This is a genomic window from Methylobacterium sp. CM6257, assembly GCF_054611515.1.
Genome location: NZ_CM137735.1, coordinates 2,378,825 through 2,404,364 on the forward strand (window position 1 = coordinate 2,378,825; position 25,540 = coordinate 2,404,364).

Genomic DNA, 25,540 nt, shown 5'->3' on the forward strand with positions numbered 1-25,540 from the left:
CGGCCAGAAAAATTTGTTGCCTTCTAAAGGCGAATTGACACATAGGGTTGTTTAAGCGGTCCTAATCCGCTCAGGTAACCGGGCTCCCGGGGGGAAGCCGTAACGTCAACGCGAAGCGCCGGGACGCTTCAGCCGGTATGATGGGGGTCCGTCTCGCCCTACCACCTGTCCACTTCCCGCCTACCGCTTCCTTTCCTCAAGCCAGAGTCCGACGGGTCCAAGGAGGAGGCGCTCAGCGCCAAGGCCAAGCTCTCCGACGCGGCCGAGGCCGGTCCGCTCCGCGATGGGGGTGACTCAGCCGGCTCGGCGCGGCCCCGCGCTCCGGTCGCGGCCGACGTCCGGCTGCTCGGCATCGCCACCGAGCATCTCTCGCGGCTCGGCCCCAAGCGCGTGACAGTCGTGGCCGTCGCCGCCGAAGCCGGCATGACGCACGCTAACGTCTACCGCTACTTCCCGTCGAAGGACGCGCTCCTCGACGCGGTGGCAGGGCGCTGGCTGCGCGAGGTCGAAGCCCGGCTCGCCGGCATCGCCGACGCGCCCGATCCCGCCGACGACAAGATCGAGCGGCTGCTCACCGCCCTCGCGACGGTGCAGCGGGACGCGCTTGTCGATGAACCGAACCTGTTCGCGGTTCATCTCGACGCCACGGTGTCGGCCCGGCCGATCGCCCGGCGACACCGCGTGCGCCTCCGCAGCCTTGTGGAGCGCGTGGTCGAGGAGGGGATCACGTCGGGGATCTTCTCGGCACGCGACCGGGAGCGGGCCATCGCCTACATCTTCGACGCGAGCTACCGCTTCACGCATCCGCTGGCGATCCAGCACGATGCCGAGGTGCCGCGGGATCTGATCGAGGCGCGGTTCGGAGCCGTCATCCACGCGATCCAGCGGGTGCTGCGCTCCGGGATCCTCTGACGCCGGCAGCAGAACACGACGCGCTTTCAAGGGCTCGGGCGATCCGTCCGAGCCCTTCGCGTTTCGGGTATCGGGGCGGGCGATCCGCGCATCGGAATCGCCGAAATGACAGGTTTTCGCATCTGTCATCCAGCCCCTGCGGCGGGCGCGGCCCGCTTTGCACCGCACCTAAAACCTTCACCGCGTTGACGTTTCATCGGCCCGGATGGGCGCCGCCGGGGCGCCCCGCCTCCGGAACGGCCCTGCGCGGGGCGGTGCATCGGGTTGAAGCGAAGGTGCTTTTCGGCCACACAGCCGCGCAGATTTTAAGCAGCGAATCCGGTGTTGGCGCCCGACGGAGGAACAGCCCCGGCACCGCGCAGCACATCACCGAAGTCGACACGCAGCGGAGACGGATCCGACATGGCTCGCAACAAGATCGCGCTCATCGGCGCCGGCCAGATCGGCGGCACCCTGGCCCTTCTGGCCGGCCTCAAGGATCTCGGGGATGTGGTGCTGTTCGACATCGTCGACGGCGTTCCGCAGGGCAAGGCGCTCGACATCGCCGAGGCCGCACCCGTCGAGGGCTTCGACGCCACCTATGCGGGCGCGAGCGACTATGCCGCCATCAAGGGCGCCGACGTGGTGATCGTCACCGCCGGCGTGCCGCGCAAGCCCGGCATGAGCCGCGACGACCTGATCGGGATCAACCTCAAGGTCATGCAGGCGGTGGGCGAGGGCATCAAGACCTACGCGCCGGACGCCTTCGTGATCTGCATCACCAACCCGCTCGACGCGATGGTTTGGGCGCTGCAGAAGTTCTCCGGCCTGCCCACCAACAAGATCGTCGGCATGGCCGGCGTCCTCGATTCGGCCCGTTTCCGGCACTTCCTGGCCGATGAGTTCAAGGTTTCTGTGGAGGACGTCACCGCCTTCGTGCTCGGCGGCCACGGCGACGACATGGTCCCGCTGGTGCGCTACTCCACGGTGGCGGGCGTGCCGCTGACCGACCTCGTCAAGCTCGGCTGGACCACGCAGGAGAAGCTCGACGCCATGGTCGATCGCACCCGCAAGGGCGGCGGCGAGATCGTCAACCTGCTCAAGACCGGCTCGGCCTTCTACGCGCCCGCCGCCTCCGCCATCGCCATGGCCGAGAGCTACCTGCGCGACAAGAAGCGGGTCCTGCCCTGCGCCGCCTACCTCGACGGCGAGTACGGGGTGAAGGGCATGTTCATCGGCGTGCCGATCGTGATCGGCGCCAACGGTGTGGAGCGCGTGCTCGAGGTGACCTTCGACGCGGCCGAGAAGGCCATGTTCGACAAGTCGGTCGCGTCGGTGACGGGCCTCATCGAGGCCTGCAAGGGCGTCGACAGCAACCTCGCCTGACCGGTAAGCGGATACCGGGCAGCGCGTAGCGTTCGGAGATTCGGATCCCAATCGCTCGATTTCTCTGCGCGCTGTTCGCTGCCACCTATTCGCTCCTCCTTACGAGGCTCCGATGAATATCCATGAATACCAGGCCAAGGCGGTGCTGAAGGAGTTCGGCCTGCCGGTCTCCCGCGGCGTGGCCATCTTCAACCCGTCGGAGGCCGAGGCCGCCGCCAAGGAGCTCGGCGGTCCCGTCTGGGTCGTGAAGAGCCAGATCCACGCGGGCGGTCGCGGCAAGGGCACGTTCAAGGGGGCACCCGAGGGCGCCAAGGGCGGCGTGCGCGTCACCAAGTCGATCGACGAGGTCAAGCAGTTCGCCGGCGAGATGCTCGGCCAGACGCTGGTGACGATCCAGACCGGCCCGGCCGGCAAGCAGGTCAACCGCCTCTACATCGAGGAAGGCGCCCAGATCGCCGAGGAATTCTACCTCTCGATGCTGGTCGACCGCGCCACCGGCGGCGTCGCCTTCGTGGTCTCCACCGAGGGGGGCATGGACATCGAGGCGGTGGCCCACGACACGCCCGAGAAGATCCACACGATCGCGGTCGACCCGGCCACCGGCGTCATGCCCCATCACGGCCGCGCCGTCGCCAAGGCGCTGGGGCTGTCGGGCGCCCAGGCCAAGGAGGCCGCCGCGCTCACCGAGAAGCTCTACGCGGCCTTCGTCGCCAAGGACATGAGCCTGCTCGAGATCAACCCGCTGGTGCTGACCGCGGACGGGCACCTCAAGTGCCTCGACGCCAAGATGGCCTTCGACTCGAACGCCCTCTACCGGCACCCCGACATCGTCGCGCTGCGCGACGAGACCGAGGAGGACGCCAAGGAGATCGAGGCGTCGAAGTACGACCTCGCCTACATCGCGCTCGACGGCACGATCGGCTGCATGGTCAACGGCGCCGGCCTGGCCATGGCGACCCTCGACATCATCAAGCTCTACGGCGAGGAGCCGGCGAACTTCCTCGATGTCGGCGGCGGCGCCTCCGAGGAGAAGGTCACGGCGGCGTTCAAGATCATCACCGCCGACCCGAACGTGAAGGGGATCCTCGTCAACATCTTCGGCGGGATCATGAAGTGCGACGTGATCGCCAACGGCGTGATCGCGGCCGTCAAGGCGGTGGGTCTGCAGGTGCCGCTGGTGGTGCGGCTGGAAGGCACCAACGTCGAGCAGGGCAAGGCCATCATCCGCAGTTCCGGCCTCAACGTCATCCCGGCGGACGACCTCGACGACGCCGCCCAGAAGATCGTCGCCGCCGTGAAGGGAGCCTGATCATGTCGGTGATGATCGACGCCAACACCAAGGTCATCTGCCAGGGCTTCACCGGCAAGAACGGGACCTTCCACTCCGAGCAGGCGATTGCCTACGGCACCAAGATGGTCGGCGGCACGAGCCCGGGTAAGGGCGGCTCCAGCCACCTCGGCCTGCCGGTCTTCGACACGGTCGCCGAGGCCCGCGCGGCCACGGGCGCCGACGCCTCGGTGGTCTACGTGCCGCCGCCGGGCGCCGCCGACGCGATCTGCGAGGCGATCGCCGCCGAGGTGCCGCTGATCGTCTGCATCACGGAAGGCATTCCGGTGCTCGACATGGTGAAGGTGAAGCGGGCGCTGACCGGCTCGAAGTCCCGGCTCGTCGGGCCGAACTGCCCGGGCATCGTCACGGCGGGCGCGTCGAAGATCGGCATCATGCCGGCCAACATCTTCCGGCCGGGCTCGGTCGGCATCGTCTCCCGCTCGGGCACGCTGACCTACGAGGCGGTGTTCCAGACCTCGAATGCCGGTCTCGGTCAGACCACCGCGGTGGGCATCGGCGGCGACCCGGTGAAGGGCACCGAGTTCATCGACGTGCTGGAGCTGTTCCTGGCTGATCCGAAGACCGAGTCGATCGTGATGATCGGCGAGATCGGCGGCTCGGCCGAGGAGGAGGCGGCGCAGTTCCTGCGTGACGAGGCCAGGCGCGGGCGCAAGAAGCCGATGGTCGGCTTCATCGCCGGCCGCACGGCGCCTCCGGGCCGCCGCATGGGCCATGCCGGCGCGATCATCTCGGGCGGCAAGGGCGGCGCCGAGGACAAGATCGCCGCCATGGAAGAGGCCGGGATCCGCGTCTCGCCGTCGCCCGCCCGGCTGGGCTCGACCCTGGTCGAGGTCCTGAAGGGCTGACGTCTGCGCGCCAGCGTTGCGGCCATCGCAGGGCCGCAACGCCCATATCGGGCGTGGAGAGACGATTTCAGCGGGGCGGTCACCCGCCCCGTTTCGGTTTGAGGGCGATCCGCCGCGCTGACGGAAAGCCTGAAGGGCAGGGCAGCCTGCCCGCGCGACAGGATGGACGCACCATGGCACGCCAGGACGTGAACGAAGCGCTCCTCGAAACCTCGTTCCTGTACGGCGCCAACGCCGCCTACATCGAGGAATTGCAGGCGGCCTACGCCCGCAACCCGGCCTCGGTAGATCCGGAGTGGCAGACCTTCTTCAAGGGCCTGGGCGAGGACGAGACCCTCGTCGAGAAGAACGCTGCCGGTGCCTCCTGGGAGAAGCCCAACTGGCCGGTGCCGCTCAACGGCGAGCTGGTCTCGGCGCTCGACGGCAACTGGAGTGCCCTGGAGAAGGCGGTCGGTGACAGGATCGTCGCCCGTGATGGCAAGGACGCGAAGCCCGGCAAGCCGCAGGACAGCGTCACCGCCACCACCGGCGTCTCCGTGGAGCAGGCGACGAAGGATTCGGTGCGGGCGATCATGCTGATCCGCTCCTACCGCATGCGCGGCCACCTGCACGCGAAGCTCGACCCGCTCGGGCTGGCCCCGCGAGGCGATCACGAGGAGCTGCATCCCCAGCATTACGGCTTCCAGGAAAGCGACTGGGACCGCCCGATCTTCCTCGACAACGTGCTCGGCCTCCAGTTCGGCACGATCCGCGAGATCGTCGACATCCTGGAGCGGACCTACTGCCAGACGCTCGGCGTCGAGTTCATGCACATCTCCGACCCCGCCGAGAAGGCGTGGATCCAGGAACGCATCGAGGGCAAGGACAAGGAGATCTCCTTCACCCCCGAGGGCCGTCGCGCGATCCTCAACAAGCTGATCGAGGCCGAGGGCTTCGAGAAGTTCCTGGACCTCAAGTACACCGGCACCAAGCGCTTCGGCCTCGACGGCGGTGAGGCGATGATCCCGGCGCTGGAGCAGATCATCAAGCGCGGCGGCGCGCTCGGCGTGCGCGAGATCGTGCTCGGCATGGCCCATCGCGGCCGGCTCAACGTGCTCACCAACGTGATGGCCAAGCCATTCCGGGCGGTGTTCCACGAGTTCAAGGGCGGCTCGTCCTCCCCGGCCGAGGTCGAAGGCTCGGGCGACGTGAAGTACCACCTGGGCGCGTCCTCGGACCGCTCCTTCGACGGCAACAACGTCCACCTGTCGCTCACCGCCAACCCGTCACACCTCGAGATCGTCGATCCGGTGGTGCTCGGCAAGGTCCGCGCCAAGCAGGATCAGTGGGCCAAGCCCAACATCGAGCGCCGCACGGTGCTGCCGCTCCTGATCCACGGCGACGCCGCCTTCGCGGGCCAGGGCGTGGTGGCGGAGTGCTTCGGTTTGTCGGGCCTGAAGGGCCATCGCACCGGCGGCTCGGTGCACTTCATCATCAACAACCAGATCGGCTTCACCACCGATCCGCGCTTCTCGCGCTCCTCGCCGTATCCGTCCGACGTCGCCAAGATGGTCGAGGCGCCGATCTTCCACTGCAACGGCGACGATCCGGAGGCCGTCACCTTCGCGGCGAAGGTGGCCGTGGAGTACCGGCAGAAGTTCGGCAAGCCGGTCGTCATCGACATGCTCTGCTACCGCCGCTTTGGCCACAACGAGGGCGACGAGCCGGCCTTCACGCAGCCGAAGATGTACCAGCGGATCCGCAAGCATCCGTCGGTGCTGGAGAATTACGGCCGCAAGCTCGTCGAGAACGGCTCCGTCAGTCAGGAGGCGCTCGACGCCCGCAAGGCCGAGTTCCGCGCGATGCTCGACAGCGAGTTCGACGTCGCGTCGAACTACAAGGCCAACAAGGCCGACTGGCTCGATGGGCGCTGGTCCGGCGTGAAGGCCGTGCACGAGGACGTGGACGATCCGCGCCGCGGCCGTACCGCCGTGCCGGTCGAGACCCTGCAGGAGATCGGGCGGAAGATCACGCAGGTGCCCCCGGGCTTTCACCTGCACCGGACGATCCAGCGCTTCATGGACAACCGCGCCAAGGCGGTGGAGACCGGGATCGGCGTCGACTGGGCGACCGCCGAGGCGCTGGCCTTCGGCGCGACCCTGCTCGACGGCAACCGGGTCCGCCTCTCCGGGCAGGACGTGGAGCGCGGCACATTCTCGCAGCGCCACGCCGTGGTGATCGACCAGGAGAACGAGCAGCGCTACACGCCGCTCAACTCCATCCGCGAGGGGCAGGCCTCCATCGAGATCATCAACTCGATGCTCTCCGAGGAGGCGGTGCTCGGCTTCGAGTACGGCTACTCCCTGGCCGAGCCCAACGCCCTAGTCCTGTGGGAGGCGCAGTTCGGCGACTTCGCCAACGGCGCCCAGGTGGTGATCGACCAGTTCATCGCCAGCGGTGAGCGCAAGTGGCTGCGCATGTCCGGCCTCGTGCTGCTGCTGCCGCACGGCTACGAGGGCCAGGGGCCCGAGCACTCCTCCGCCCGCCTGGAGCGCTACCTGCAGGCCTGCGCCGAGGACAACATGCAGGTCGCCAACGTCACGACGCCGGCGAACTACTTCCACATCCTGCGCCGGCAGCTGAAGCGGGACTTCCGCAAGCCGCTGGTGCTGATGACGCCGAAGTCGCTGCTGCGCCACAAGCGCGCCGTGTCGAACCTCGACGCGCTCGCCGAGGGCTCGACCTTCCACCGCGTCCTGTGGGACGACGCCGAGGAGGAGGGCGCGCAGAACAAGCTGGTGCGCGACGACAAGATCCGCCGCGTCGTGCTCTGCTCCGGCAAGGTCTACTACGACCTCCTGGAGGAGCGGGAGAAGCGCGGCCTCAACGACATCTACCTGATGCGCGTCGAGCAGCTCTACCCGTTCCCGCTGAAGGCGCTGGCCACCGAGATGGCCCGCTTCCGCAACGCCGACGTGATCTGGTGCCAGGAGGAGCCCAAGAACATGGGCGCCTGGTCCTTCGTCGAGCCCTACCTGGAGTGGGTCCTCGGCCAGGCCGGCTCCGCGGTGAAGCGCGCCCGCTACGTCGGGCGTCCGGCCTCCGCCTCCACGGCGGTCGGCCAGATGTCGAAGCACCAGGCGCAGCTCCAGGCCTTCCTCAACGAGGCCCTGGCGGTCTGATTCCTTTCAGGACTTGGCGGCGGCCTGAGAGGGCTGCCGCCTCTACTTTCCAGGCCGTCCGGCACGGCCGAACCGATCCGGAAGTGCAAGACCCATGGCTACCGACATCCTCGTCCCGACACTCGGCGAATCCGTGAGCGAGGCCACCATCGGCCGCTGGTTCAAGAAGCCCGGCGACACGGTCGCGGCCGACGAGCCGATCGTCGAGCTTGAGACCGATAAGGTAACCCTGGAGGTCAACGCCCCGGCGGCCGGCCAGCTCGGCGAGATCCTCGTGAAGGACGGCGAGACCGTGGAACCCGGCGCGCTGCTCGGCTCGATCGTCGAGGCCGGGGCGGGCGACGGCGCCAGCGCCGGCAAGAGGGCGGCGCCGAAGGAGGCCGCCGAGAGCAAGGCCGAGAGCCGGAGCGAGGCCCCGAAGGCCGCCGCACCCGCGAAGGCCGAGGCGCCGGCTCAGGAATCCGCCGCGGGCTACGGCAATCACGGTGCAACCGCCGCACCGGCGGCCCAGCAGCGACCGGTGGGCGACAACGGACCGGCGGTGGCCAAGCTCGCCCGCGAGTCGGGTGTCGATCCCTCGAGCATCAACGGCTCGGGCAAGGACGGCCGCGTCACCAAGGGCGACATGCTGGGCGCCCTCGCCAAGGGCCCGGCCCCGTCGGCGCCCGCCAAGGAGGCGCGCCCGACCCTGCCGCGCGCGCCCTCGGCGCCGGACGACGCCGCGCGCGAGGAGCGCGTGCGCATGACGAAGCTGCGCCAGACCATCGCGCGCCGCCTCAAGGACGCGCAGGACACCGCGGCGATGCTGACGACGTTCAACGACGTCGACATGTCGGCCGTGATGGCGATGCGCAGCCAGTACAAGGACATCTTCGAGAAGAAGCACGGCACGAAGCTCGGCTTCATGGGCTTCTTCACCAAGGCGGTGATCGGCGCCCTCAAGGACGTGCCGGCGGTCAACGCCGAGATCGACGGCCAGGACCTCGTCTACAAGAACTACTACCACATCGGCATCGCGGTCGGCACCGATAAGGGCCTCGTCGTGCCGGTGGTGCGCGACGCCGACGACCTCTCCATCGCCGGCATCGAGAAGAAGATCGCGGGCTTCGGCAAGAAGGCCCGCGAGGGCAAGCTCTCCATCGAGGAGATGCAGGGCGGGACCTTCACGATCACCAACGGCGGCATCTACGGCTCGCTGATGTCGACGCCGATCCTCAACGCGCCGCAATCGGGCATCCTCGGCATGCACCGCATCGAGGAGCGCCCGGTGGTCCGCGCCGGGAAGATCGAGGCGCGGCCGATGATGTACCTCGCGTTGTCGTACGATCATCGCATCGTCGACGGTAAGGAGGCCGTGACCTTCCTGGTGCGGGTCAAGGAGGCGCTGGAGGATCCGGCGCGGCTCGTGCTGGACCTCTGAGGCCGACATGTCGAGTGCTGAGAACAGGGTTGCCATCGTCACCGGCGGCAGCCGCGGCATCGGCCGGGCCGTGTCGCTGCTCCTGGCGGAGCGCGGCTACGCGGTCTGCCTGAGCTACGTGTCGGACGCCGACGCGGCCCAGACCGTGGTGGACGCGATCACCGCCCAGGGCGGCCGGGCGCTCGCCGTGAAGGGGGATGTCGGCAGCGAGGCCGACGTGATCGCTCTGTTCCAAGCGGCCGACGGGCTCGGCCGTCTCGCCGCGCTCGTCAACAACGCCGGCGTGGTCGACGTGAAATCCGACGTCGCCGACATGAGCGCGGCCCGGCTTCAGCGGATGATGACCACCAACGTGGTCGGCAGCTTCCTCTGCGCCCGCGAGGCGGTCCGGCGCATGTCGACCAAGCGCGGCGGGGCCGGGGGCGCGATCGTCAACCTGTCCTCGGTGGCGGCACGCCTCGGCGGTCCCGGCCAGTTCGTCGATTACGCGGCCTCGAAGGGTGCCATCGACACGCTGACCATCGGTCTCGCCCGCGAGGTGGCCGGGGAGGGTATTCGCGTCAACGCGGTGGCGCCCGGCATCATCGCCACCGAGATCCACGCCAGCGGCGGCGAGCCCGACCGGGTGGAGCGGCTCGGCCCGGGCGTTCCGATGGGCCGCGCCGGCACCGCCGACGAGGTCGCCGCCCCGATCGTGTGGCTTCTCTCGGAGGAAGCCTCCTATACCACGGGCGCCATCCTCGACATCGGCGGCGGCCGCTGAGCCTGAGCCCGACCCGACATTCCCTGCCCGTCTGAACGCGGCACGACCGAGCGGAAGCGAACGCCCATGTCCTACGATCTCGTCGTCATCGGCACCGGCCCTGGCGGCTATGTCTGTGCGATTCGCGCGGCCCAGCTCGGTCTGCGGACCGCCGTGGTCGAGAAGCGCGCGACCCATGGCGGCACCTGCCTCAATGTCGGCTGCATCCCGTCGAAGGCGCTGCTCCACGCCTCCGAGGCCTTCGAGGAAGCCAACAAGCATTTCGCCGATCTCGGCATCGATGTCGGCACGCCGAAGCTCGATCTGAAGAAGATGATGGCCTTCAAGGCAGAGGGCGTCGCCGGCAACACCAAGGGCGTCGAGTTCCTGCTCAAGAAGAACAAGGTCGACACCTTCCACGGCACCGGCCGGATCGCCGGCGCGGGCCGCGTCGAGGTCATCGCCGAGGATGGCGGCAACCAGATGCTCGAGACCAAGAGCATCGTCATCGCCACCGGCTCGGACGTCGCGCGCCTGCCGGGCGTGACCATCGACGAGAAGGTCGTGGTGTCCTCCACGGGCGCCCTCGAGCTCGACCGGGTGCCGAAGAAGCTCCTGGTGATCGGCGCCGGCGTGATCGGGCTGGAGCTGGGCTCCGTGTGGCGCCGGCTCGGCTCCGAGGTCACCGTGGTCGAGTATCTCGACCGGGTGCTGCCCGGCATGGACGGCGAGGTCGGCAAGCAGTTCCAGCGGATCCTGACCAAGCAGGGCATCGCCTTCAAGCTGTCCACCAAGGTGACTGGCGTCGAGGTCGGCAAGAAGGGCGGCGCGACCGTCTCCGTGGAGCCGGCCACGGGCGGCACGGCGGAGACGCTGCAGGCCGACGTAGTCCTCGTCTGCATCGGCCGGGTGCCGTACACGGAGGGTCTGGGCCTCGACACGGTGGGCGTCCAGCGGGACGACAAGGGGCGGATCCAGACGGATTCGCACTACGCCACCAACGTCACCGGCGTCTACGCCATCGGCGACGTGATCGCCGGCCCGATGCTGGCCCACAAGGCCGAGGACGAGGGCGTCGCGGTGGCCGAGATGCTGGCCGGCCAGTCCGGCCACGTGAATTACGGCGTGATCCCCAACGTGGTCTACACGTTCCCGGAGGTTGCCTCGGTGGGCAAGACCGAGGAGGAGCTCAAGAAGGACGGCATCGCCTACAATGCCGGCAAGTTCCCCTTCACGGCCAACGGCCGGGCCAAGGCGAACGGCACCACGGACGGGTTCGTGAAGGTGCTGGCGGATGCGCAGACCGACCGGGTGCTCGGCGTGCATATCGTCGGCGCCGATGCCGGCAACCTGATCGCCGAAGTGGCGGTGGCCATGGAGTTCGGCGCCTCGTCAGAGGACATCGCGCGGACCTGCCACGCGCATCCGACGCTCACCGAGGCCGTCAAGGAAGCCGCGCTGGCGGTGAGCAAGCGCGCGATCCACGTCTGAGCGACAGGCGGACGGTCAGATCCCACCCTCGACCTCATCCTGAGGCGCTCGCGCGAAGCGCAAGCCTCGGAGGAGCCCTCCAGGTGACGCTGCGATCCCTGGAGCCCTCCTTTCGAGGCCGCTGACGCGGCACATCAGGACGAAGCGAGGGCGGGAGGTCGGCCGCGTTGGCGCCGCGCGACGACGACGCCGGATCCGGCTGACGATCAGGCGATCTTGCGCCGCGGATTCGGCAGGTCCGCGATCCGCAAGAGCGCGCTCGGCGCGGGCGGGGCGGTGAGCGCGTTCAGGAGATACGGCCTGCGCAGGCCCAGGGCGTTGTGCAAAGCGAGGTCGATGTCGCGCGCGTAGAACGGCATCCGCAGCACCGCGTCGACTCCGAAATACCGTCCGGCTTGCGCAACCGGCTCCAGCTCGGCGGTCGTCAGCAGGGTGATCCGGGTGGCGAGGTTCAGGGGTTGGATCTGGCAGGCGAGTTCCAGCCCGTCGATGCCGCCGAGCTTCACATCGATGAAGGCGAAGTCGTAGGCGGCGAGCTTCAGCTGCTTCAGCGCGTGGCGGCCATCATCCGTCTCATCGAGTTCGATGGCGAAGCCGCTGCGGGCCACGACACGGCTGATCGCCGAGCGGCCGGCCGGCGATGAACAGGCAAGGAGGGCTCTGGTCGGCGCACGTCGGCGCGCATCGGCGTGCAGGAGTTGCTCGATATGGCTCGGGTCGAGGGGCGTCTTGAGAACCTCGTAGGCCCCGAGGCTCGTGGCGATCTCCTGCCACTGCGCCAGCACGCGGTGGGCGACCAGCACGAGGCAGGGCGGCTCGGCGCCCGCCCGGCGTGCCACCGCCACGGCTTCGGGCCCGCTGAGATCCGCCAGCTGAAGGCCGACGAAGGCCAGGGTCGGGCGGTGCCGGAGCAGGATGTCGCAGAGAGCCTGACCGGAGATCGCCTCCTCGATCACAGACCGGCTGTCGAAGCGTTCGACGATCTCCCGGAGAGAAGCGCGGCGGCCCGCGTCGCAATCCGCGATCACGACTCGTGCCGGCGTCCTCCCATCCTCAAGCCCCATGACGCCCGTCCAAGCCGATCAGTTACCTGCCGGACAGAGTGACCTCAGATCGTGACGAAGCCCTTAAGGAAAGTGGCTGTGCCGCCGATCTATTGGATCATCCGCCATTCCCGGGCGTGGATATGCTCGAAAGATGGCGTCTCGACCGACTTGGATCAGCGGCCGGCCCGGGGGTGGGCCGCCGCGTAGGCACTCATCAGCCGGGCCGCGTCGACCTGGGTGTAGAGCTGAGTGGTGGACAGGGAGGCATGCCCGAGAAGCTCCTGGATCGCGCGCAATTCCCCCTGGCGGGCGAGAAGATGCGTGGCGAAGGAGTGGCGCAGGGCATGCGGCGTCGCACTGTCGGACAGGCCGAGAGCGCCGCGGGCGCGGGCCACGGTGTACTGGATGATGCGCGGCGAGAGCGGGCCGCCCCGCGCACCCACGAAGAGCGGTCCCTCCGGCGGCAGCGGCAGCGGGCAGGCGGCGACGTAATCGGCGACGGCCTGGGCCACAACGGGCAGGATCGGCACCATGCGCTGCTTGCCGCCCTTGCCGAGCACGGTGACCTGATCGATGCCGGGCAGCGGCGCGTCGCGCCGCGCGAGGCCGAGCGCCTCTGAGATGCGCAGGCCCGCGCCGTAGAGGAGCGCCAACACGGCGGCGTCCCGGGCCAGCACCCAGGGCTCACGCTCCTCCCCGGCGCGGATCCCGGTGTCGGTGAGCGCCACCGCGGCGGCGACGGGCAGAGGGCGCGGCAGACGCCGCGGCACCTTGGGCGAGCGCACCCCGCCGAGTGCCGAGACCGTGCCGTAGCCCTCGCGCTCCAGGAAGCGCGCGAAGGAGCGCAGGCCCGCGAGCATCCGCATCAGCGAGCGCCCGGAAACCTCGTCGGCCCGACGCGCGGCCATGAAGGCGCGGATGTCGCGGACCTTGAGGCCCACGAGCATCGGGATTGTCGGGGTCCCCCGCCGCGAGGCGAGGTGGCGGAGGAACTGACGCAGGTCCCGCGCATAGGCCTCGACGGTGTTGGGCGACATCCGGCGCTCGCGCGCCAGCCCGTCGCTCCAGGCGCGGACGACCTCGCGCAGGCGCGCGTCGCCCGGAAGGAGCATCAGATCGTCGGCCATCTCGCGCGCGCTCATGCGGTTGAATCGACCGCGATATCCTTGCCGCAGGCTTAATGCCGACGCCTGTTTCACCCCGTCGCACGGCTCGCCCTTCGCGAACCTCCGTGCCAAGCTGATCCCATGACCCTCATCGCCTATGCCGGGGCCGCCCTGGCCGAGATTGCCGGATGCTTCGCGTTCTGGGCCTGGCTCCGACTCGGCCGGTCCGCCTGGTGGACCTTGCCCGGCCTCGCCGCCCTCGTGGCGTTCGCCGGCCTGTTGACCCTGGTGGAAAGCCCGGCGGCAGGACGCGCCTTCGCGGCCTATGGCGGTGTCTACGTCGCCGCGTCGGTCCTGTGGCTCTGGCTCGTGGAAGGCCAGAGACCAGACCGGTGGGATCTCGCAGGGAGCGCGATTTGCCTCGCCGGCACCGCGATCATCCTGCTCGGCCGCCGGGAGTAGGCCGGCCTCACCGCCCCATCGCGTAGAACTCGCCGTTCGGGCGCAGTTCCGCCACGCTGGCGATCCGGTTCGACAGGGCGAAGAGGGCGGTGATCGCCGCGATGTCCCAGACGTCGTCCGGGCTGAACCCGTGACCCGCAAGCGCGGCGTGGTCCTCCGCACCGACGGTCTGGGCGGCCGTCGCCACCTTGACGGCGAAGTCGAGCATGGTGCGCTGGCGCGGGGTGATGTCGGCCTTGGCATAGTTGACTGCGATCTGGTCGGCGATCAGCGGGTTCTTGGCCCGAACCCGCAGGATCGCCCCGTGGGCGATGACGCAGTACAGGCAGTCGTTGGCCGCGCTGGTGGCCACCACGATCATCTCGCGCTCGGCCTTGGTGAGACCGCCGGGCCGGTCCATCAGCGCGTCATGGTAGGCCATGAAGGCGCGGAACTCGTCCGGACGGTGCGCGAGCGCCAGGAAGATGTTGGGCACGAAGCCCGCCTTCTCCTGCACGAGGTCAATCCGGGCGCGGATGTCGTCCGGCAACTCGGAGAGCTTCGGTACCGGAAAGCGGCTGACCGGGGCCTCGGCGCGCATGATCGTCCTTTCTGAACATGCCTTGGTGAAACCAGGCGTTCACGATACGTACGGCAGCTTCGGACCGTTCGTCGAGCCGTGGAGCATCATGACCAGCCCCGTCCGAATCCTCGGCATCGATCCCGGACTCCGCCGTACCGGCTGGGGCCTGATCACCGCGCAGGGGACCAAGCTCACCTACGGCGATTGCGGCGTCGTCACCTCGGACGGAGACCTGCCGCTGGCCCTGCGCCTGCGCGAATTGTTCGAGGGTATCGGACGCATCGTCGACAGCGTGAAGCCCGACGAGGTCGCCGTGGAGGAGACCTTCGTCAACAAGGACGCCCAGGCGACCCTCAAGCTCGGCCACGCCCGGGCGATGGCGCTGGTGGTGCCGGCGCTCGCCGGGCTTCCGGTCTTCGAATACGCCGCCAACCTGATCAAGAAGACCGTGGCGGGATCCGGCCACGCCGAGAAGGTGCAGATTCAGGCGATGGTGCGCTTCCTGCTGCCGAAGGCCGAGTTCCGCGTGGCCGACGCCGCCGACGCGCTCGCCATCGCGATCACCCATGCCAGCCACCGGGATGCGCACGCGCTCCGTCAGGCGCATCTGCCGGGGGGCAAGCGGCGCTCGCTCTCCGGCCAGGCGGCCGCGGGACAGGGTCTCGAAGGGAAAGGCTTTTCCGCCGCCGCCGCGGCACGTATCGAGGCCGCGCTGGCGAAACAGGGCTGACAGGATCGGAAGAGACTTGGTGGGGGAAGTAGGACTCGAACCTACGAAGCTTACGCAGCGGATTTACAGTCCGCCCCCTTTGCCGCTCGGGACATTCCCCCAAGGCGGGCATCGCGCCCGCGGCGCTCTTATGGTGAGGGGCCGGCCGGGTGTCAACGCTTGTCATGGCTCGATCAACGCTCCGGCGCCACGTTTACGAGCCTTCGCCGGGCCGAGATCGAAGCGGCCGCGCGGCGCATCCTCCGCCGGGTGCCTATCGCATGCCACTGCGCTCCGTCGGCCCGCAAAAGGCGCAGCCATCGCCGGAGCCGGCTCGGCCGATCCCGATGCACCATCGCCGCGTCCGGGAAGAAAACGCGAACGTTCCGTGTCCGCGGGGATTCACAAAGGAATCGGGATCGGCCACGGTGCACCGATGTCGCCCTGCTTCGCCGGCCGTTGACCCGCCCCGTCCCGTCCCTGCGGTCCCACCAGCGCACGCTGATGGCCCTAGTCGCGGCCATGGCCAGCGGGGAGGCGGCCCATATCCGGAAAATCCTGGCGGCGGTGACGCCCGGCGGCGGCAAGTCGCTGCTGCCGGTGATCGCGGCGCACCGGCTGATCGCGGCGGGCTTGGTCGAGCGCGTGGTCTGGGTGGTGCCGCGCGATTCCCTGCGGCTGCAGGCTGAGGAAGCCTTCACCGATCCGCTCTGGCGGGCGGCGTTCGGGCACGCGCTCAGCGTCCGTGCCGCCGACAACGAACGCGATCCCGCCCGGGGCCTTGCCGGCTACATCACCACCTACCAGGCCGTCGCCGCCGCTCCGGCGCTTCATCTGGCGGAGGCGCGGGCGCACCGCACTCTGCTGGTGGTCGACGAGGTCCACCACCTGCCGGCACCCGGCCGGCCCGGTGCGGACGAGGCCTCCGCGGAGGATGCGGAGGCGGGCGCGTGGTCCCGGGCGATGCTGCCCGTGATGGAGGCGGCGGCTGTCCGCCTGTACCTGTCCGGCACGCTGGAGCGGGCGGACGGGCGGCGCATCCTCGGCCTGCCCTATCATCCCGCCGCGCCGGGCCGCGGGCCGGAGCTCGACCTCGACGCGCCCGGCCTCGCGGTCATCGGCTATTCGCGGGCGCAGGCACTCGCCGAGCGGGCGGTGCTGCCGGTGACGTTCGGGGCCATCGACGGCGAGGCGAGCTGGCTGGAGGGCGGGCGGATCGCCGGGGAGACACCCCGGGTCGGACCGCATCGGCTGGGCGCCGGATCGGTGCGGGTCACCACGCGGCCGGCCCTGTTCACGGCCCTGCGCACGGGCTTCGCCCGCGACCTCCTGAACGAGGCCTTCTTCGCCACGAAGCGCCTGCGCGCCCGGCGCCGGGCCGAGCGGTCCCTCCCGCCCGGCGAGCTGGCGCGGGGGCTCGGCAAGCTCTTGGTGGTGGCCCCGGATCAGGCGAGCGCGCGCTCGTACCTCGCGACCCTGCGAAGTTGGATGCCGGCGGGGCAGGGGGAGCGCGATGTCCGGCTGGCGACCTCCGGCCAGGGCGACGCCCATGCCGCCCTGGCCGCGTTCCGATTGACGCCCGAGCCTGCCGTTCTGGTGACGGTGGCGATGGCATACGAGGGCCTCGACGCCCCCGAGGTCTCGGTGGTCGCGGCCCTGACCCATATCCGCTCGCGACCCTGGCTGGAGCAGATGCTGGCGCGGGCCACACGGGTCGATCCGCAGGCCGGCGCCTACGACACGCAGCAGGCGCTCATCTTCCACCCCGACGACCCGCTCTTCGCCCGTTTCCGCCTGGAACTCGAAACCGAGCAGGGCAGCAGCGTGCGGTCCAAGCGCGAGCGGCCGGCCAGCGCCGTCGTCCCGGAGCGGACCCGGTGGCACGATGACGAACCCGCCGGGATCACCCCGCTGGAGAGCAACGCGATCGGCCTGCGCTACGCCCTGCTCCGTCCGCGCCTCGCCGAGCCGTCCTCCGTCACGCCGGCACCCGAGCCGCCGTCGATCACCGAGCGGACCCTGCGGCAGAGGCTCGCCGCCGCCGTGGCGGCTCAGGCGGTCGAGGACGAAACGTCCCTGCGGGTTCCCCGTGGCGGCAACCTCGCGCACCGCTACAACGCCGTGCTCAAGCGCGTCCTGGGCAAGGGCCGTGCGACCATGACCCTGCCCGAGTTGGAGGCGGCCCTCGCCTGGCTTGAACGCAACCGCCTCTCGGACCATCTCGACTGCCTCGACGGCGACGCCCGCTACGCGTGGTCCGCCCGCCAGCGCCGCGGGCGCTGGCAGCCGGAGCGCGCCGCCGGGCGCTGAGCCGGTGCAGAATGGAGTGCCCCTTGGCCGAGAGCCTGCCCGCCGCCTTCGCGGCGACCCTGAGCGAGGACGCGCCGCCCCAGACTTGGCCGGCGCCGCTCGCCGCGCTCTGGTGGCTCGCCAAGGACCCATCCGGACCGGATTCGTCTGCCTGGCAGAGGGCGCATGCGTTGGTTCAGGACGCGGCCAGTCCCGATGCCGCCTGGGTACACGCTCATCTCCACCGGATCGAGGGCGATGCCGGCAACGCGCGCTACTGGTACGGCCGCGCCGGCCGGACGGAATCGCGTGAGACGCTGGCGCAGGAGCGGGCCGCCATCATTGCCGCCCTGTCGGAACGGGCCTGACCGCCGGCATCCCATCGCAACGGATCGAAGTTCGCCTCACCGCCGTTCCTGGGCCGGACCGAGCGGCGGCTCTTCGCGCCCTGAACCCGCAGCACCCGACGGGCAGCGATTTATCACAATTGTTAATGGTCGATACCTCGTTAGTTCTGATTTATCGCGAGACATATTACCTGTCTATTGATATCAGTTCGCAACTTCAGATTATATTCCGGTGATTTCACGGGGACGGATTGCATAAGCGGCGCGCGGTACGCAGTTTTCCCTGTGGTGTCGCGATTTTCTCCGTAGAATGTCTGATAAACTTGATTATTGCTAGGCATACCGACTCCGGAATCAAGGGAACGTGCTGGTCGTCGTGATGAGCTTGGGTTGTTTAATCTGCGGTGTGAGTCTCGCGGGCCTGTCCTTGCGCCATCCGACACGCGCGGCCGTCCTGGAACGCTGGAGCGGAATCTGCATCGTTCTCGGCCTGTGCCTGCTCGGCATCGCCCTGCACGGCGCCCGCGGCTAGACAGCGCATCGCGAAACCCGAACCTCGGAACGTCACGCCGAACAACCGGTTAAACGCCAGCCCGGCACGGAGGTCGGGCGTCGATTATCGGAGCGGACCCATGAGCCTCCTCGGCAGCATCGTCGGCAAGATCCTCCACCCGTTCGGCGGCGGGACCGCGGAGGCCGCGCCCTCGCCGACCGCGGGTTCGGGCGGCCCCGCCACCTCGACGACCCCGTCCACGCCATCGGCCCCCGGAAGCTCCGGCGGCAACGAGCCCGTGGATGTCGCGGCCGTCCTCACCAGCCTCGCCGAGAAAAACCCGCAGAAGCTCGACTGGCGGCACTCGATCGTCGACCTGATGAAGCTGCTCGGCCTCGATTCCGGCCTCGCCTCGCGCAAACAACTCGCCGACGAGTTGCACTACACCGGCGACAAGGACGACTCGGCCACCATGAACATCTGGCTGCACAAGCAGGTGATGCAGAAGCTCGCGGAGAACGGCGGCAAGGTCCCGGACGACCTCAAGCACTAGGCCGCATCGGAGACGGGAGCCGGGGCCGCTCACGTCCGCCCTGGAGGGGAGCGGTTCCGGCACGCGATCGTCCCTGGGACCGCCTCGTCCGGAGCCAGATCCGCGCCCTCATCCTGAGGCGCCGGCGCGCAGCGGACGTCTCAGGATGAGGGGTGGTCCGGACGTCCCAGCACAATCGAGCTTTGCGGCGATGCGGGTGCCCCGGTCCCCGGCGCCGCACCACCAGCATCGCCGGGCCGCTTGGCAGACCAGGCTCCCTGCTCAGCGTCCGGTGCGGACCCGCGTCCACAGCCGGGTGACGAAGCGCTGCGTGCGGTCGTCCCAGGCGGTGTTGGTCGACAGGCGCTGCATCGTCGCTTCATCCGGGTAGATGCCGGGATTGTTCAGGATCTCCGGCTTCACGAACTTCTTCGCCGCGAGATTGCCGCTGGCATAGGACACGAAGTTCGTGTTGGCCGCCGCCACTTCGGGCCGCATCATGTAATCGATGAAGGCCAGCGCCTCGGCCGGGTGGGCGGCATCCTTCGGGATCGCGAAGGTGTCGAACCACATCAGCGCGCCCTCCTTGGGCACCACGTAGGCGATCTCGATCCCGTTCTTGGCCTCGTCGGCGCGGCGCTTCGCCTGCATTACGTCGCCCGAATAGCCCACCGCGACGCAGATATCGCCGTTGGCGAGGGCCTGGATGTATTCCGACGAGTGGAACTTCCGCACGCTGCCCCGCACCTTGTAGAGGGCGTCGGTCACCAGGGTCATGTCGTCCCAGCGCTTGGAATCCGCCTTGGCCCCGAAGGCCGGGAGCATGCTGGGGATCAGATCCTCGGGAGAGTCGAGCATCATGATCCCGCACTCCTTGAGCTTGTTCGCGGAGGCCGGATTGAGGACGAGGCTCCACGAGTTCACGGCCGCGTTGGCGCCCAGGCGCTCGCGCAGGGCGGCGACGTTGTAGCCGATGCCGGTGGTGCCCCACATGTAATCGACGGCGTAGGTATTGCCGGGATCGTAGGCCGCCAGCCGGCCCGTGACCTCCGGCCAGAGATTGCCGAGGTTCTTCAGCTTCGACTTGTCGAGCGGCCGGAAGGCGCCGGCCCGGATCAGCCGCTGCAGGTAGGGCCCCGACGGGACGACGATATCGTAGCCGGAGCGGCCCGCCAGCAGCTTGGTCTCCAGGATCTCGTTGTTGTCGTAGGTGTCGTAGACGACCTTGATGCCGGTCTCGCGAGTAAAGGCATCGAGGACCTTCGGGTCGATATAATCCGACCAGTTGTAGATGTTGACGACCCGCTCCTCGGCGGCCGGAGCCGGCCGTGCGAGGGGGAGGGCCGCCAGAAGCCCCCCCGCGAGGGCGGCCGCGACGGCCGCCAGGACGACGCGACGGCGAGCGCTCACCGGCTCCTCGCGGCCACGACCACGATCTCGACGAGATATTCGGGCCCGGCGAGCTTGGCCTCGACGGTGGCGCGGGCCGGCGGGTTCTCCTTCGAGACCCAGGCGTCCCAGGCGGCGTTCATCTCGGCGAAGGTCGCCATGTCGGCGAGGTAGACGGTGGCCGAGAGGATGCGCTCCTTGTCGCTGCCGGCCGCACTCAGCAGCCGGTCGATCTCCGTGAGGATCTGCTGGGTCTGGATCGTGACCCCGGTACCGACCGTGTCGGACGCGACCTGCCCGGCCAGGTAGACCATGTCGCCGAAGGTGACGGCCTGCGACATCCGCTTGCCCGGCTCGATCCGCTGAATGTCCATACCCGTCTCCATACCCTCAAAACCGGCGTATCTGCCGCCGCAGCGGCCCGGCCGTAAAGAGCCGCGCGGTCACGCGCCGCGGGAACCGGAGGAAAATCGTCGTCCCGGCCCGGGGTGCGGGCAACCGTCGCGGTCCGCGAAGCGTTCTGCCGGCATCGACTGTCGTGCTTTGGGGTTTGTCATGGGTATCCTCTGGACCATCATCATCGGGTTTCTCGCCGGCGTCATCGCCAAGTTCCTGATGCCGGGGCCGAACGAGCCTTCGGGCTTCATCCTGACCACGATCCTGGGCATCGTCGGCGCCTTCGTGGCGACCTTCCTGGGGCAGGCCGTCGGCTGGTACGGGCCGAACCAGGGCGCGGGCTTCATCGGCGCCATCGTGGGCGCCGTGGTGGTGCTGTTCATCTACGGCCTGATCGCCAGCCGCCGCAGCACGACCATCTGACCGTCTCCGCACGATCGGAAACGACGAGGGGCGCCCCGCAGGGCGCCCCTTTTTCTTGACCGCGATCTCCGGCCGGAATCCGGTCGATCCGTGCTTGCCCGGCGCTCAGAAATGCTCGGACGCAGCCTTCACGGCGCAGTGGCCAGTGGCGCCGCGCACCGCCAAGCCGACCCCGACGACCAGAGCCAGCAGGCTCAGGAGCTTGTTGGGCCGCGGCTGCGCGGCCGCAGCGGCGATGCCGAGGCCCAGCGCCACCGAGACGGCGCGCTCGGTGGTCGAGAGATTCGGCTGTCCGCTGAAGATGTCGTGCATCATGTCGTTGGCCATGAAGGTCTCCGGTGTGAAGTCGCGGGGGAACGCGGCATCCGGCGGCCCGTTCCCCGTCGCCGCGCCGCGGAGACCCGCGTTGCGGAGATCGATCGTCCCAACGCATCGTCCCAACGCAGAGACGAAAAAGGCGCGGCCCCGGGGGACCGCGCCTCTGCATGAGCTTCCGCGCCGGCCTGGGCCCGCGCGGGTGCGTATGGTTGCTTACTCGCCGGCCTCGCGGCGGCGCTCGCCGCGATGACGGCCGCCCTCGCGGGGTTCGCGCGGCTCGTCGCCGCGCTCGGCCCGCTCGGCGTCGCGCTGGGCCTTCACCTTCTCGGTGATGTCCTCGCCGGTCTGCTGGTCGACGACCTTCATGGACAGGCGGATCTTGCCGCGGTCGTCCTGGCCGAGGAACTTCACCTTGACCTTGTCACCCTCCTTGACGACGTCCGTCACCTTGGCGACCCGGTTCGCGGCGAGTTCCGAGATGTGGACGAGGCCGTCCTTGGCGCCGAAGAAGTTCACGAAGGCGCCGAACTCCATGCACTTCACGATCGTGCCGTCGTAGATCACGCCGACCTCCGGCTCCGCCACGATCGAGCGGATCCAGTTATAGGCGGCCTTGATGGCCTTCCCGTCCGAGGAAGCGATCTTCACGACGCCGGTATCCTCGATGTTGATCTTGGCGCCGGTCTTCTCGACGATCTCGCGGATCACCTTGCCGCCGGTGCCGATCACGTCGCGGATCTTGTCGGTCGGGATCTGCATCGTCTCGATGCGCGGCGCGTACTCGCCGAGCTCCGGACGGGCAGCGGTCAAGGCCTTCGCCATCTCGCCGAGAATGTGAGCGCGGCCCTCCTTCGCCTGGCTCAGGGCGACCCGCATGATCTCCTCGGTGATGCCGGCGATCTTGATGTCCATCTGGAGGGAGGTGACGCCCTCCTCGGTGCCGGCCACCTTGAAGTCCATGTCGCCGAGGTGGTCCTCGTCGCCCAGGATGTCGGAGAGCACCGCGAAGCGCTCACCCTCCAGGATGAGGCCCATGGCGATGCCCGCCACCGGACGGCGCAGCGGCACGCCGGCATCCATCAGCGACAGCGAGCCGCCGCAGACCGAGGCCATCGAGGACGAGCCGTTCGACTCGGTGATCTCCGACACGACGCGGATCGTGTAGGGGAACTCGTGGGCCGGCGGCAGGACCGGGTGGATCGCCCGCCAGGCGAGCTTGCCGTGGCCGATCTCGCGACGGCCCGGGGAGCCCATCCGGCCGGTCTCACCGACGGAATAGGGAGGGAAGTTGTAGTGGAGCAGGAAGCGCTCCTTGTAGGTGCCCTCCAGCGCGTCGATGAACTGCTCGTCCTCGCCGGTGCCCAGCGTCGCCACCACGAGCGCCTGGGTCTCGCCGCGGGTGAAGAGGGCCGAGCCGTGGGCGCGGGGCAGCACGCCGACCTCGGAGAGGATCGGGCGGACCGTCTTCACATCGCGGCCGTCGATGCGCGAGCCGGTGTCGAGGATGTTCCAGCGGACCACCTTCGACTGGGCCTCCTTGAAGGCGGCCTTGACCTTCTCGGCCGGGAACTTCTCGGCGCCCTCGGGGCACAGCGCGGCCATCACCTTCGCCTTCACGGCGTCGACGGCGGCGTAGCGCTCCTGCTTCACGGTCTTGGTGTAGGCGGCGCGCAGCTCCGCCTCGCAGACCTCCAGCACCGCCTTCTCGACGTCGGCGTTCTCGGGGGCCTGGAAGTCGCGCGGTTCCTTGGCGGCCTTCTCGGCCAGGCGGATGATCGCCTCGATCACCGGCTGGAAGTGCTTGTGGCCGAACATCACGGCGCCGAGCATCACGTCCTCGGAGAGCTCCTTGGCCTCCGACTCGACCATCAGCACCGCGTCCTGCGTGCCGGCGACGACAAGGTCGAGGGACGACTCATCCTTGGTCTCGGTGACCAGCGGGTTCAGCCGGTAGCCGCCGTTGACGTAGCCAACGCGCGCCGCGCCGATCGGGCCCATGAACGGCACGCCCGAGAGGGTCAGCGCCGCGGAGGCCGCGACCATCGAGACGATGTCGGGATCGTTCTCAAGGTCGTGGGTCAGGACGGTGACGACGACCTGGGTGTCGTTGCGCCAGCCCTCGACGAAGAGCGGGCGGATCGGGCGGTCGATGAGGCGGGAGACCAGCGTCTCCTTCTCGGAGGGACGGCCCTCGCGCTTGAAGTAGCCGCCGGGGATGCGGCCGGCCGCATAGGCGCGCTCCTGGTAGTTCACGGTGAGCGGCATGAAGTCCACGCCGGGCTTGGGCTCCTTGGCGGCGACCACGGTCGCGAGCACCGAGGTCTCGCCGTAGGTGGCGACGACGGCGCCATCGGCCTGGCGGGCGACCTTACCGGTCTCCAGCACGAGCTTGCGGTCACCCCACATCAGCTCTTCGCGTTGAACGTCGAACATTCCTGTCTCTTCCTTGCCTGCGGCGGGCCTTAGCCCGGCGCCGCCCGGGGGCAAGACGGCGAGACACTTCTCTGGAGAAGTGTCTCGCGATCCTGCCCCGACGCTGGCGCCTCGAAGCGGCCCGCTTGCCGGGAGGCCGGACCCATTCCGGCATCCCGAGATCGTAAAACGCGGCCCCGAGCCGGGCTCAGGACCGCGCGTGTCGCCTTAGCGGCGGATGCCGAGACGCTCGATGAGGGCGCGGTAGCGGGCCTCGTCCTTGCGCTTGACGTAGTCGAGCAGCGAGCGGCGCTGCGAGACCAGCTTCAGGAGGCCGCGGCGGGAATGGTTGTCCTTGCCGTGCGTCTTGAAGTGGTTGGTCAGATTGGTGATCCGCTCGGTGAGGAGCGCCACCTGGACCTCCGGGGAACCGGTGTCCTTGGCGTCCTTGCGGTGTTCCTTGATGAGCGCGGTCTTGCGCTCTGCCGTGATCGACATCGCGTGCCTTTCGGGTTGTGCTGGTCGGATGCGGCGCCCCATCCAGGCGCGCGCGGGCTCGGCGTTCGGCCGGTGCCGGGATGTCGTCCAGCACGGTCACAGCGCCAAGCGGCTCAAGCCCCGCCCGGTAACCCGGGTCGAGGCCGCGCGATCCATACACGAAACCGCCGGATATGCCAGCCCGCTGCGTTCCGTTTGCGGGCGGGCCGCTGCGCGGCGAGTCCTGCGCTCGGTCCCGCACCGCCCCGTGCCCGGACGGGTGCGGCGAAGCGGACTCTATCCGGACTTGCAGACCGGAAGCGTCGCGAAGCGGCTCCGCCGAGGGAACGGTGACGCCTCCGTGGTCGCCGTGCCTTCATCCGGCCCTGCGGCCTGAGCGGCGGGGTCTTGCGGACGGATACCCGTATGGTTGGGGGAGGCGACTCGGCCGGCGGTACGGCGTCCGCAAGGTGGCCGTCGTTAGAGGCCAGTGTCGCCTGATGCGTCCGACGGCCCCACCTTGCGGACCCATCGAAAAAAGGGCGGGCCATTGCGGCCCGCTGTGAGAAGACGGCCACCAGCTTCAGCGGCATTCTTTGCCCTGCCGCGGCGTTCGATTATCTCAGGGGGGCAGACACTAACCTTGCATTCCGGCCGGTCTGAACTGCGCTGCGATCGATCCAGCCTTGGTGAATGCCTTCTGCATATCCGCCGATGTGATGGCGAGCGTTGCCTTGAGGTCGGTTACCCCTCCAGTCGCGGCCGCAACCAGCGTCGAGGTCGCGACGCCTTCGTATGGCGCCTCTGAAACGATCAGAAAGTCGAAATCCCCAAAGGTCATATAGTAAGATATGAGCTTGCCCTCCGATCGCGCGAAAAGATTGCGGATGGCAGTCTCCCGGTCCTCCGGTTTTGCCAGCATTCCCCGAAGCGCCTCCGGCGTAAAGCGGCCCTGTGTGATGAAGAGCGGCATGACTTCCTCCTTCCGAGGTCACAATCATGCGCAGCATAAAGAATCAACTCTTTGCGCCACATCAATCGATGCAGCATTATGATTTCTTGTGCGTTTCTCGATGAAATAACGATCTGGCGTGAAATAGTCACCAACGGAAGCGATAGAACCGATTACCCGATGCCGTGACGGGTGCCATGGCCTGAAACAGGACGAGCGCACCGCGCGCACATCTTTGCGCCGTCTGACGGCCCTGTCGGTGAAGCGCTGGTTGAACTCCTCCACCTTGCCGTAATCCTTGGATGGCTGAGTTCCAACACCCCCTTGACTCGACCGGCGC

Annotated in this window: 25 protein-coding genes and 1 tRNA gene; 15 read left to right on the forward strand and 11 right to left on the reverse strand. The window is 68.8% G+C overall.

Features of this window, described 5'->3' with window-relative positions; all coding sequences use genetic code 11:
- Nucleotides 1-342: 342 nt before the first annotated feature.
- The 8 genes from ACYCO6_RS11735 (at nucleotide 343) to lpdA (ending at nucleotide 11,287) form a co-directional block, all read left to right on the forward strand.
- On the forward strand, nucleotides 343-912 hold the full coding sequence (locus ACYCO6_RS11735) for a TetR family transcriptional regulator (RefSeq protein ID WP_243909762.1): 570 nt from the start codon (nucleotides 343-345) through the stop codon (nucleotides 910-912).
- A 402-nt stretch (nucleotides 913-1,314) separates the two neighbouring features.
- On the forward strand, nucleotides 1,315-2,277 hold the full coding sequence (gene mdh / locus ACYCO6_RS11740; RefSeq protein WP_459771941.1) for a malate dehydrogenase: 963 nt from the start codon (nucleotides 1,315-1,317) through the stop codon (nucleotides 2,275-2,277).
- 112 nt (nucleotides 2,278-2,389) lie between these two features.
- Entirely contained in the window at nucleotides 2,390-3,586 is a 1,197-nt protein-coding gene (sucC, locus tag ACYCO6_RS11745; RefSeq protein WP_459771942.1) for an ADP-forming succinate--CoA ligase subunit beta, read from the forward strand.
- A gap of 2 nt (nucleotides 3,587-3,588) precedes the next feature.
- On the forward strand, nucleotides 3,589-4,473 hold the full coding sequence (sucD, locus tag ACYCO6_RS11750; RefSeq protein ID WP_459771943.1) for a succinate--CoA ligase subunit alpha: 885 nt from the start codon (nucleotides 3,589-3,591) through the stop codon (nucleotides 4,471-4,473).
- A 173-nt stretch (nucleotides 4,474-4,646) separates the two neighbouring features.
- Nucleotides 4,647-7,634, forward strand: a complete 2,988-nt coding sequence (locus ACYCO6_RS11755) for a 2-oxoglutarate dehydrogenase E1 component (protein ID WP_459771944.1) — start codon at nucleotides 4,647-4,649, stop codon at nucleotides 7,632-7,634.
- A gap of 94 nt (nucleotides 7,635-7,728) precedes the next feature.
- Nucleotides 7,729-9,054, forward strand: a complete 1,326-nt coding sequence (gene odhB, locus ACYCO6_RS11760; protein ID WP_459771945.1) for a 2-oxoglutarate dehydrogenase complex dihydrolipoyllysine-residue succinyltransferase — start codon at nucleotides 7,729-7,731, stop codon at nucleotides 9,052-9,054.
- 7 nt (nucleotides 9,055-9,061) lie between these two features.
- Nucleotides 9,062-9,817 (forward strand): SDR family oxidoreductase, encoded by a 756-nt coding sequence (locus ACYCO6_RS11765; RefSeq protein WP_459771946.1) that lies wholly within the window; start codon nucleotides 9,062-9,064, stop codon nucleotides 9,815-9,817.
- A 66-nt stretch (nucleotides 9,818-9,883) separates the two neighbouring features.
- On the forward strand, nucleotides 9,884-11,287 hold the full coding sequence (gene lpdA / locus ACYCO6_RS11770) for a dihydrolipoyl dehydrogenase (protein ID WP_459771947.1): 1,404 nt from the start codon (nucleotides 9,884-9,886) through the stop codon (nucleotides 11,285-11,287).
- 206 nt (nucleotides 11,288-11,493) lie between these two features.
- Here lpdA and ACYCO6_RS11775 read toward each other — a convergent pair whose 3' ends face one another.
- Nucleotides 11,494-12,315: a response regulator gene (locus ACYCO6_RS11775; RefSeq protein ID WP_459771948.1), complete on the reverse strand. Its 822-nt coding sequence runs from the start codon at nucleotides 12,313-12,315 to the stop codon at nucleotides 11,494-11,496.
- 191 nt (nucleotides 12,316-12,506) lie between these two features.
- Complete coding sequence (locus tag ACYCO6_RS11780) at nucleotides 12,507-13,475, reverse strand: tyrosine recombinase XerC (protein WP_459771949.1); 969 nt, start codon at nucleotides 13,473-13,475, stop codon at nucleotides 12,507-12,509.
- Between the two features lie 105 nt (nucleotides 13,476-13,580).
- Here ACYCO6_RS11780 and ACYCO6_RS11785 point away from each other — a divergent pair, with 105 nt between their 5' ends.
- Nucleotides 13,581-13,901: a YnfA family protein gene (locus ACYCO6_RS11785; protein WP_459771950.1), complete on the forward strand. Its 321-nt coding sequence runs from the start codon at nucleotides 13,581-13,583 to the stop codon at nucleotides 13,899-13,901.
- A 7-nt stretch (nucleotides 13,902-13,908) separates the two neighbouring features.
- Here the strand turns inward: ACYCO6_RS11785 and ACYCO6_RS11790 are convergent, their stop codons facing one another.
- On the reverse strand, nucleotides 13,909-14,481 hold the full coding sequence (locus ACYCO6_RS11790) for a peroxidase-related enzyme (protein WP_459771951.1): 573 nt from the start codon (nucleotides 14,479-14,481) through the stop codon (nucleotides 13,909-13,911).
- Between the two features lie 88 nt (nucleotides 14,482-14,569).
- Between ACYCO6_RS11790 and ruvC the strand changes: the two genes are divergently transcribed.
- Nucleotides 14,570-15,193, forward strand: coding sequence for a crossover junction endodeoxyribonuclease RuvC (gene ruvC, locus ACYCO6_RS11795; RefSeq protein WP_459771952.1), 624 nt, complete (start codon nucleotides 14,570-14,572; stop codon nucleotides 15,191-15,193).
- 17 nt (nucleotides 15,194-15,210) lie between these two features.
- On the opposite strand, the gene ACYCO6_RS11800 is transcribed toward ruvC, so the two are convergent.
- Nucleotides 15,211-15,294: transfer RNA gene (locus ACYCO6_RS11800), tRNA-Tyr, on the reverse strand.
- 337 nt (nucleotides 15,295-15,631) lie between these two features.
- On the opposite strand from ACYCO6_RS11800, the gene ACYCO6_RS11805 reads away from it, so the two are divergent.
- From ACYCO6_RS11805 to ACYCO6_RS11820, 4 genes are all read left to right on the forward strand, one after another.
- Nucleotides 15,632-17,482, forward strand: a complete 1,851-nt coding sequence (locus ACYCO6_RS11805; protein ID WP_459771953.1) for a DEAD/DEAH box helicase — start codon at nucleotides 15,632-15,634, stop codon at nucleotides 17,480-17,482.
- A 23-nt stretch (nucleotides 17,483-17,505) separates the two neighbouring features.
- Nucleotides 17,506-17,829, forward strand: a complete 324-nt coding sequence (locus tag ACYCO6_RS11810; protein WP_459771954.1) for a hypothetical protein — start codon at nucleotides 17,506-17,508, stop codon at nucleotides 17,827-17,829.
- A gap of 343 nt (nucleotides 17,830-18,172) precedes the next feature.
- The gene (locus ACYCO6_RS11815) at nucleotides 18,173-18,340 is read left to right on the forward strand and encodes a hypothetical protein (RefSeq protein WP_459771955.1); all 168 of its coding nucleotides are present in this window, start codon (nucleotides 18,173-18,175) and stop codon (nucleotides 18,338-18,340) included.
- 100 nt (nucleotides 18,341-18,440) lie between these two features.
- On the forward strand, nucleotides 18,441-18,854 hold the full coding sequence (locus ACYCO6_RS11820; RefSeq protein WP_459771956.1) for a DUF3597 domain-containing protein: 414 nt from the start codon (nucleotides 18,441-18,443) through the stop codon (nucleotides 18,852-18,854).
- 261 nt (nucleotides 18,855-19,115) lie between these two features.
- Here the strand turns inward: ACYCO6_RS11820 and ACYCO6_RS11825 are convergent, their stop codons facing one another.
- Nucleotides 19,116-20,243, reverse strand: coding sequence for a polyamine ABC transporter substrate-binding protein (locus ACYCO6_RS11825; RefSeq protein WP_459771957.1), 1,128 nt, complete (start codon nucleotides 20,241-20,243; stop codon nucleotides 19,116-19,118).
- Nucleotides 20,240-20,596, reverse strand: a complete 357-nt coding sequence (locus tag ACYCO6_RS11830) for a RidA family protein (RefSeq protein WP_459771958.1) — start codon at nucleotides 20,594-20,596, stop codon at nucleotides 20,240-20,242. The genes ACYCO6_RS11825 and ACYCO6_RS11830 overlap by 4 nt, the downstream gene beginning before the upstream one ends.
- Before the next feature lie 181 nt (nucleotides 20,597-20,777).
- On the opposite strand from ACYCO6_RS11830, the gene ACYCO6_RS11835 reads away from it, so the two are divergent.
- Nucleotides 20,778-21,041 carry a GlsB/YeaQ/YmgE family stress response membrane protein gene (locus tag ACYCO6_RS11835; RefSeq protein WP_459771959.1) on the forward strand — a complete coding sequence of 88 codons (264 nt, stop codon included), beginning with the start codon at nucleotides 20,778-20,780 and terminating at the stop codon, nucleotides 21,039-21,041.
- Nucleotides 21,042-21,146: 105 nt separating this feature from the next.
- Here the strand turns inward: ACYCO6_RS11835 and ACYCO6_RS11840 are convergent, their stop codons facing one another.
- From ACYCO6_RS11840 to ACYCO6_RS11860, 5 genes are all read right to left on the reverse strand, one after another.
- Nucleotides 21,147-21,368: a YgaP-like transmembrane domain gene (locus ACYCO6_RS11840; protein ID WP_012317941.1), complete on the reverse strand. Its 222-nt coding sequence runs from the start codon at nucleotides 21,366-21,368 to the stop codon at nucleotides 21,147-21,149.
- 204 nt (nucleotides 21,369-21,572) lie between these two features.
- Complete coding sequence (gene pnp, locus ACYCO6_RS11845; RefSeq protein WP_459771960.1) at nucleotides 21,573-23,792, reverse strand: polyribonucleotide nucleotidyltransferase; 2,220 nt, start codon at nucleotides 23,790-23,792, stop codon at nucleotides 21,573-21,575.
- Between the two features lie 207 nt (nucleotides 23,793-23,999).
- A complete protein-coding gene (rpsO, locus tag ACYCO6_RS11850; RefSeq protein WP_459771961.1) occupies nucleotides 24,000-24,269 on the reverse strand; it encodes a 30S ribosomal protein S15 in 270 nt (89 codons plus the stop codon).
- A gap of 616 nt (nucleotides 24,270-24,885) precedes the next feature.
- On the reverse strand, nucleotides 24,886-25,221 hold the full coding sequence (locus ACYCO6_RS11855; protein ID WP_459771962.1) for a GYD domain-containing protein: 336 nt from the start codon (nucleotides 25,219-25,221) through the stop codon (nucleotides 24,886-24,888).
- A 24-nt stretch (nucleotides 25,222-25,245) separates the two neighbouring features.
- A complete protein-coding gene (locus ACYCO6_RS11860) occupies nucleotides 25,246-25,485 on the reverse strand; it encodes a hypothetical protein (RefSeq protein ID WP_459771963.1) in 240 nt (79 codons plus the stop codon).
- Between the last annotated feature and the right edge of the window lie 55 nt (nucleotides 25,486-25,540).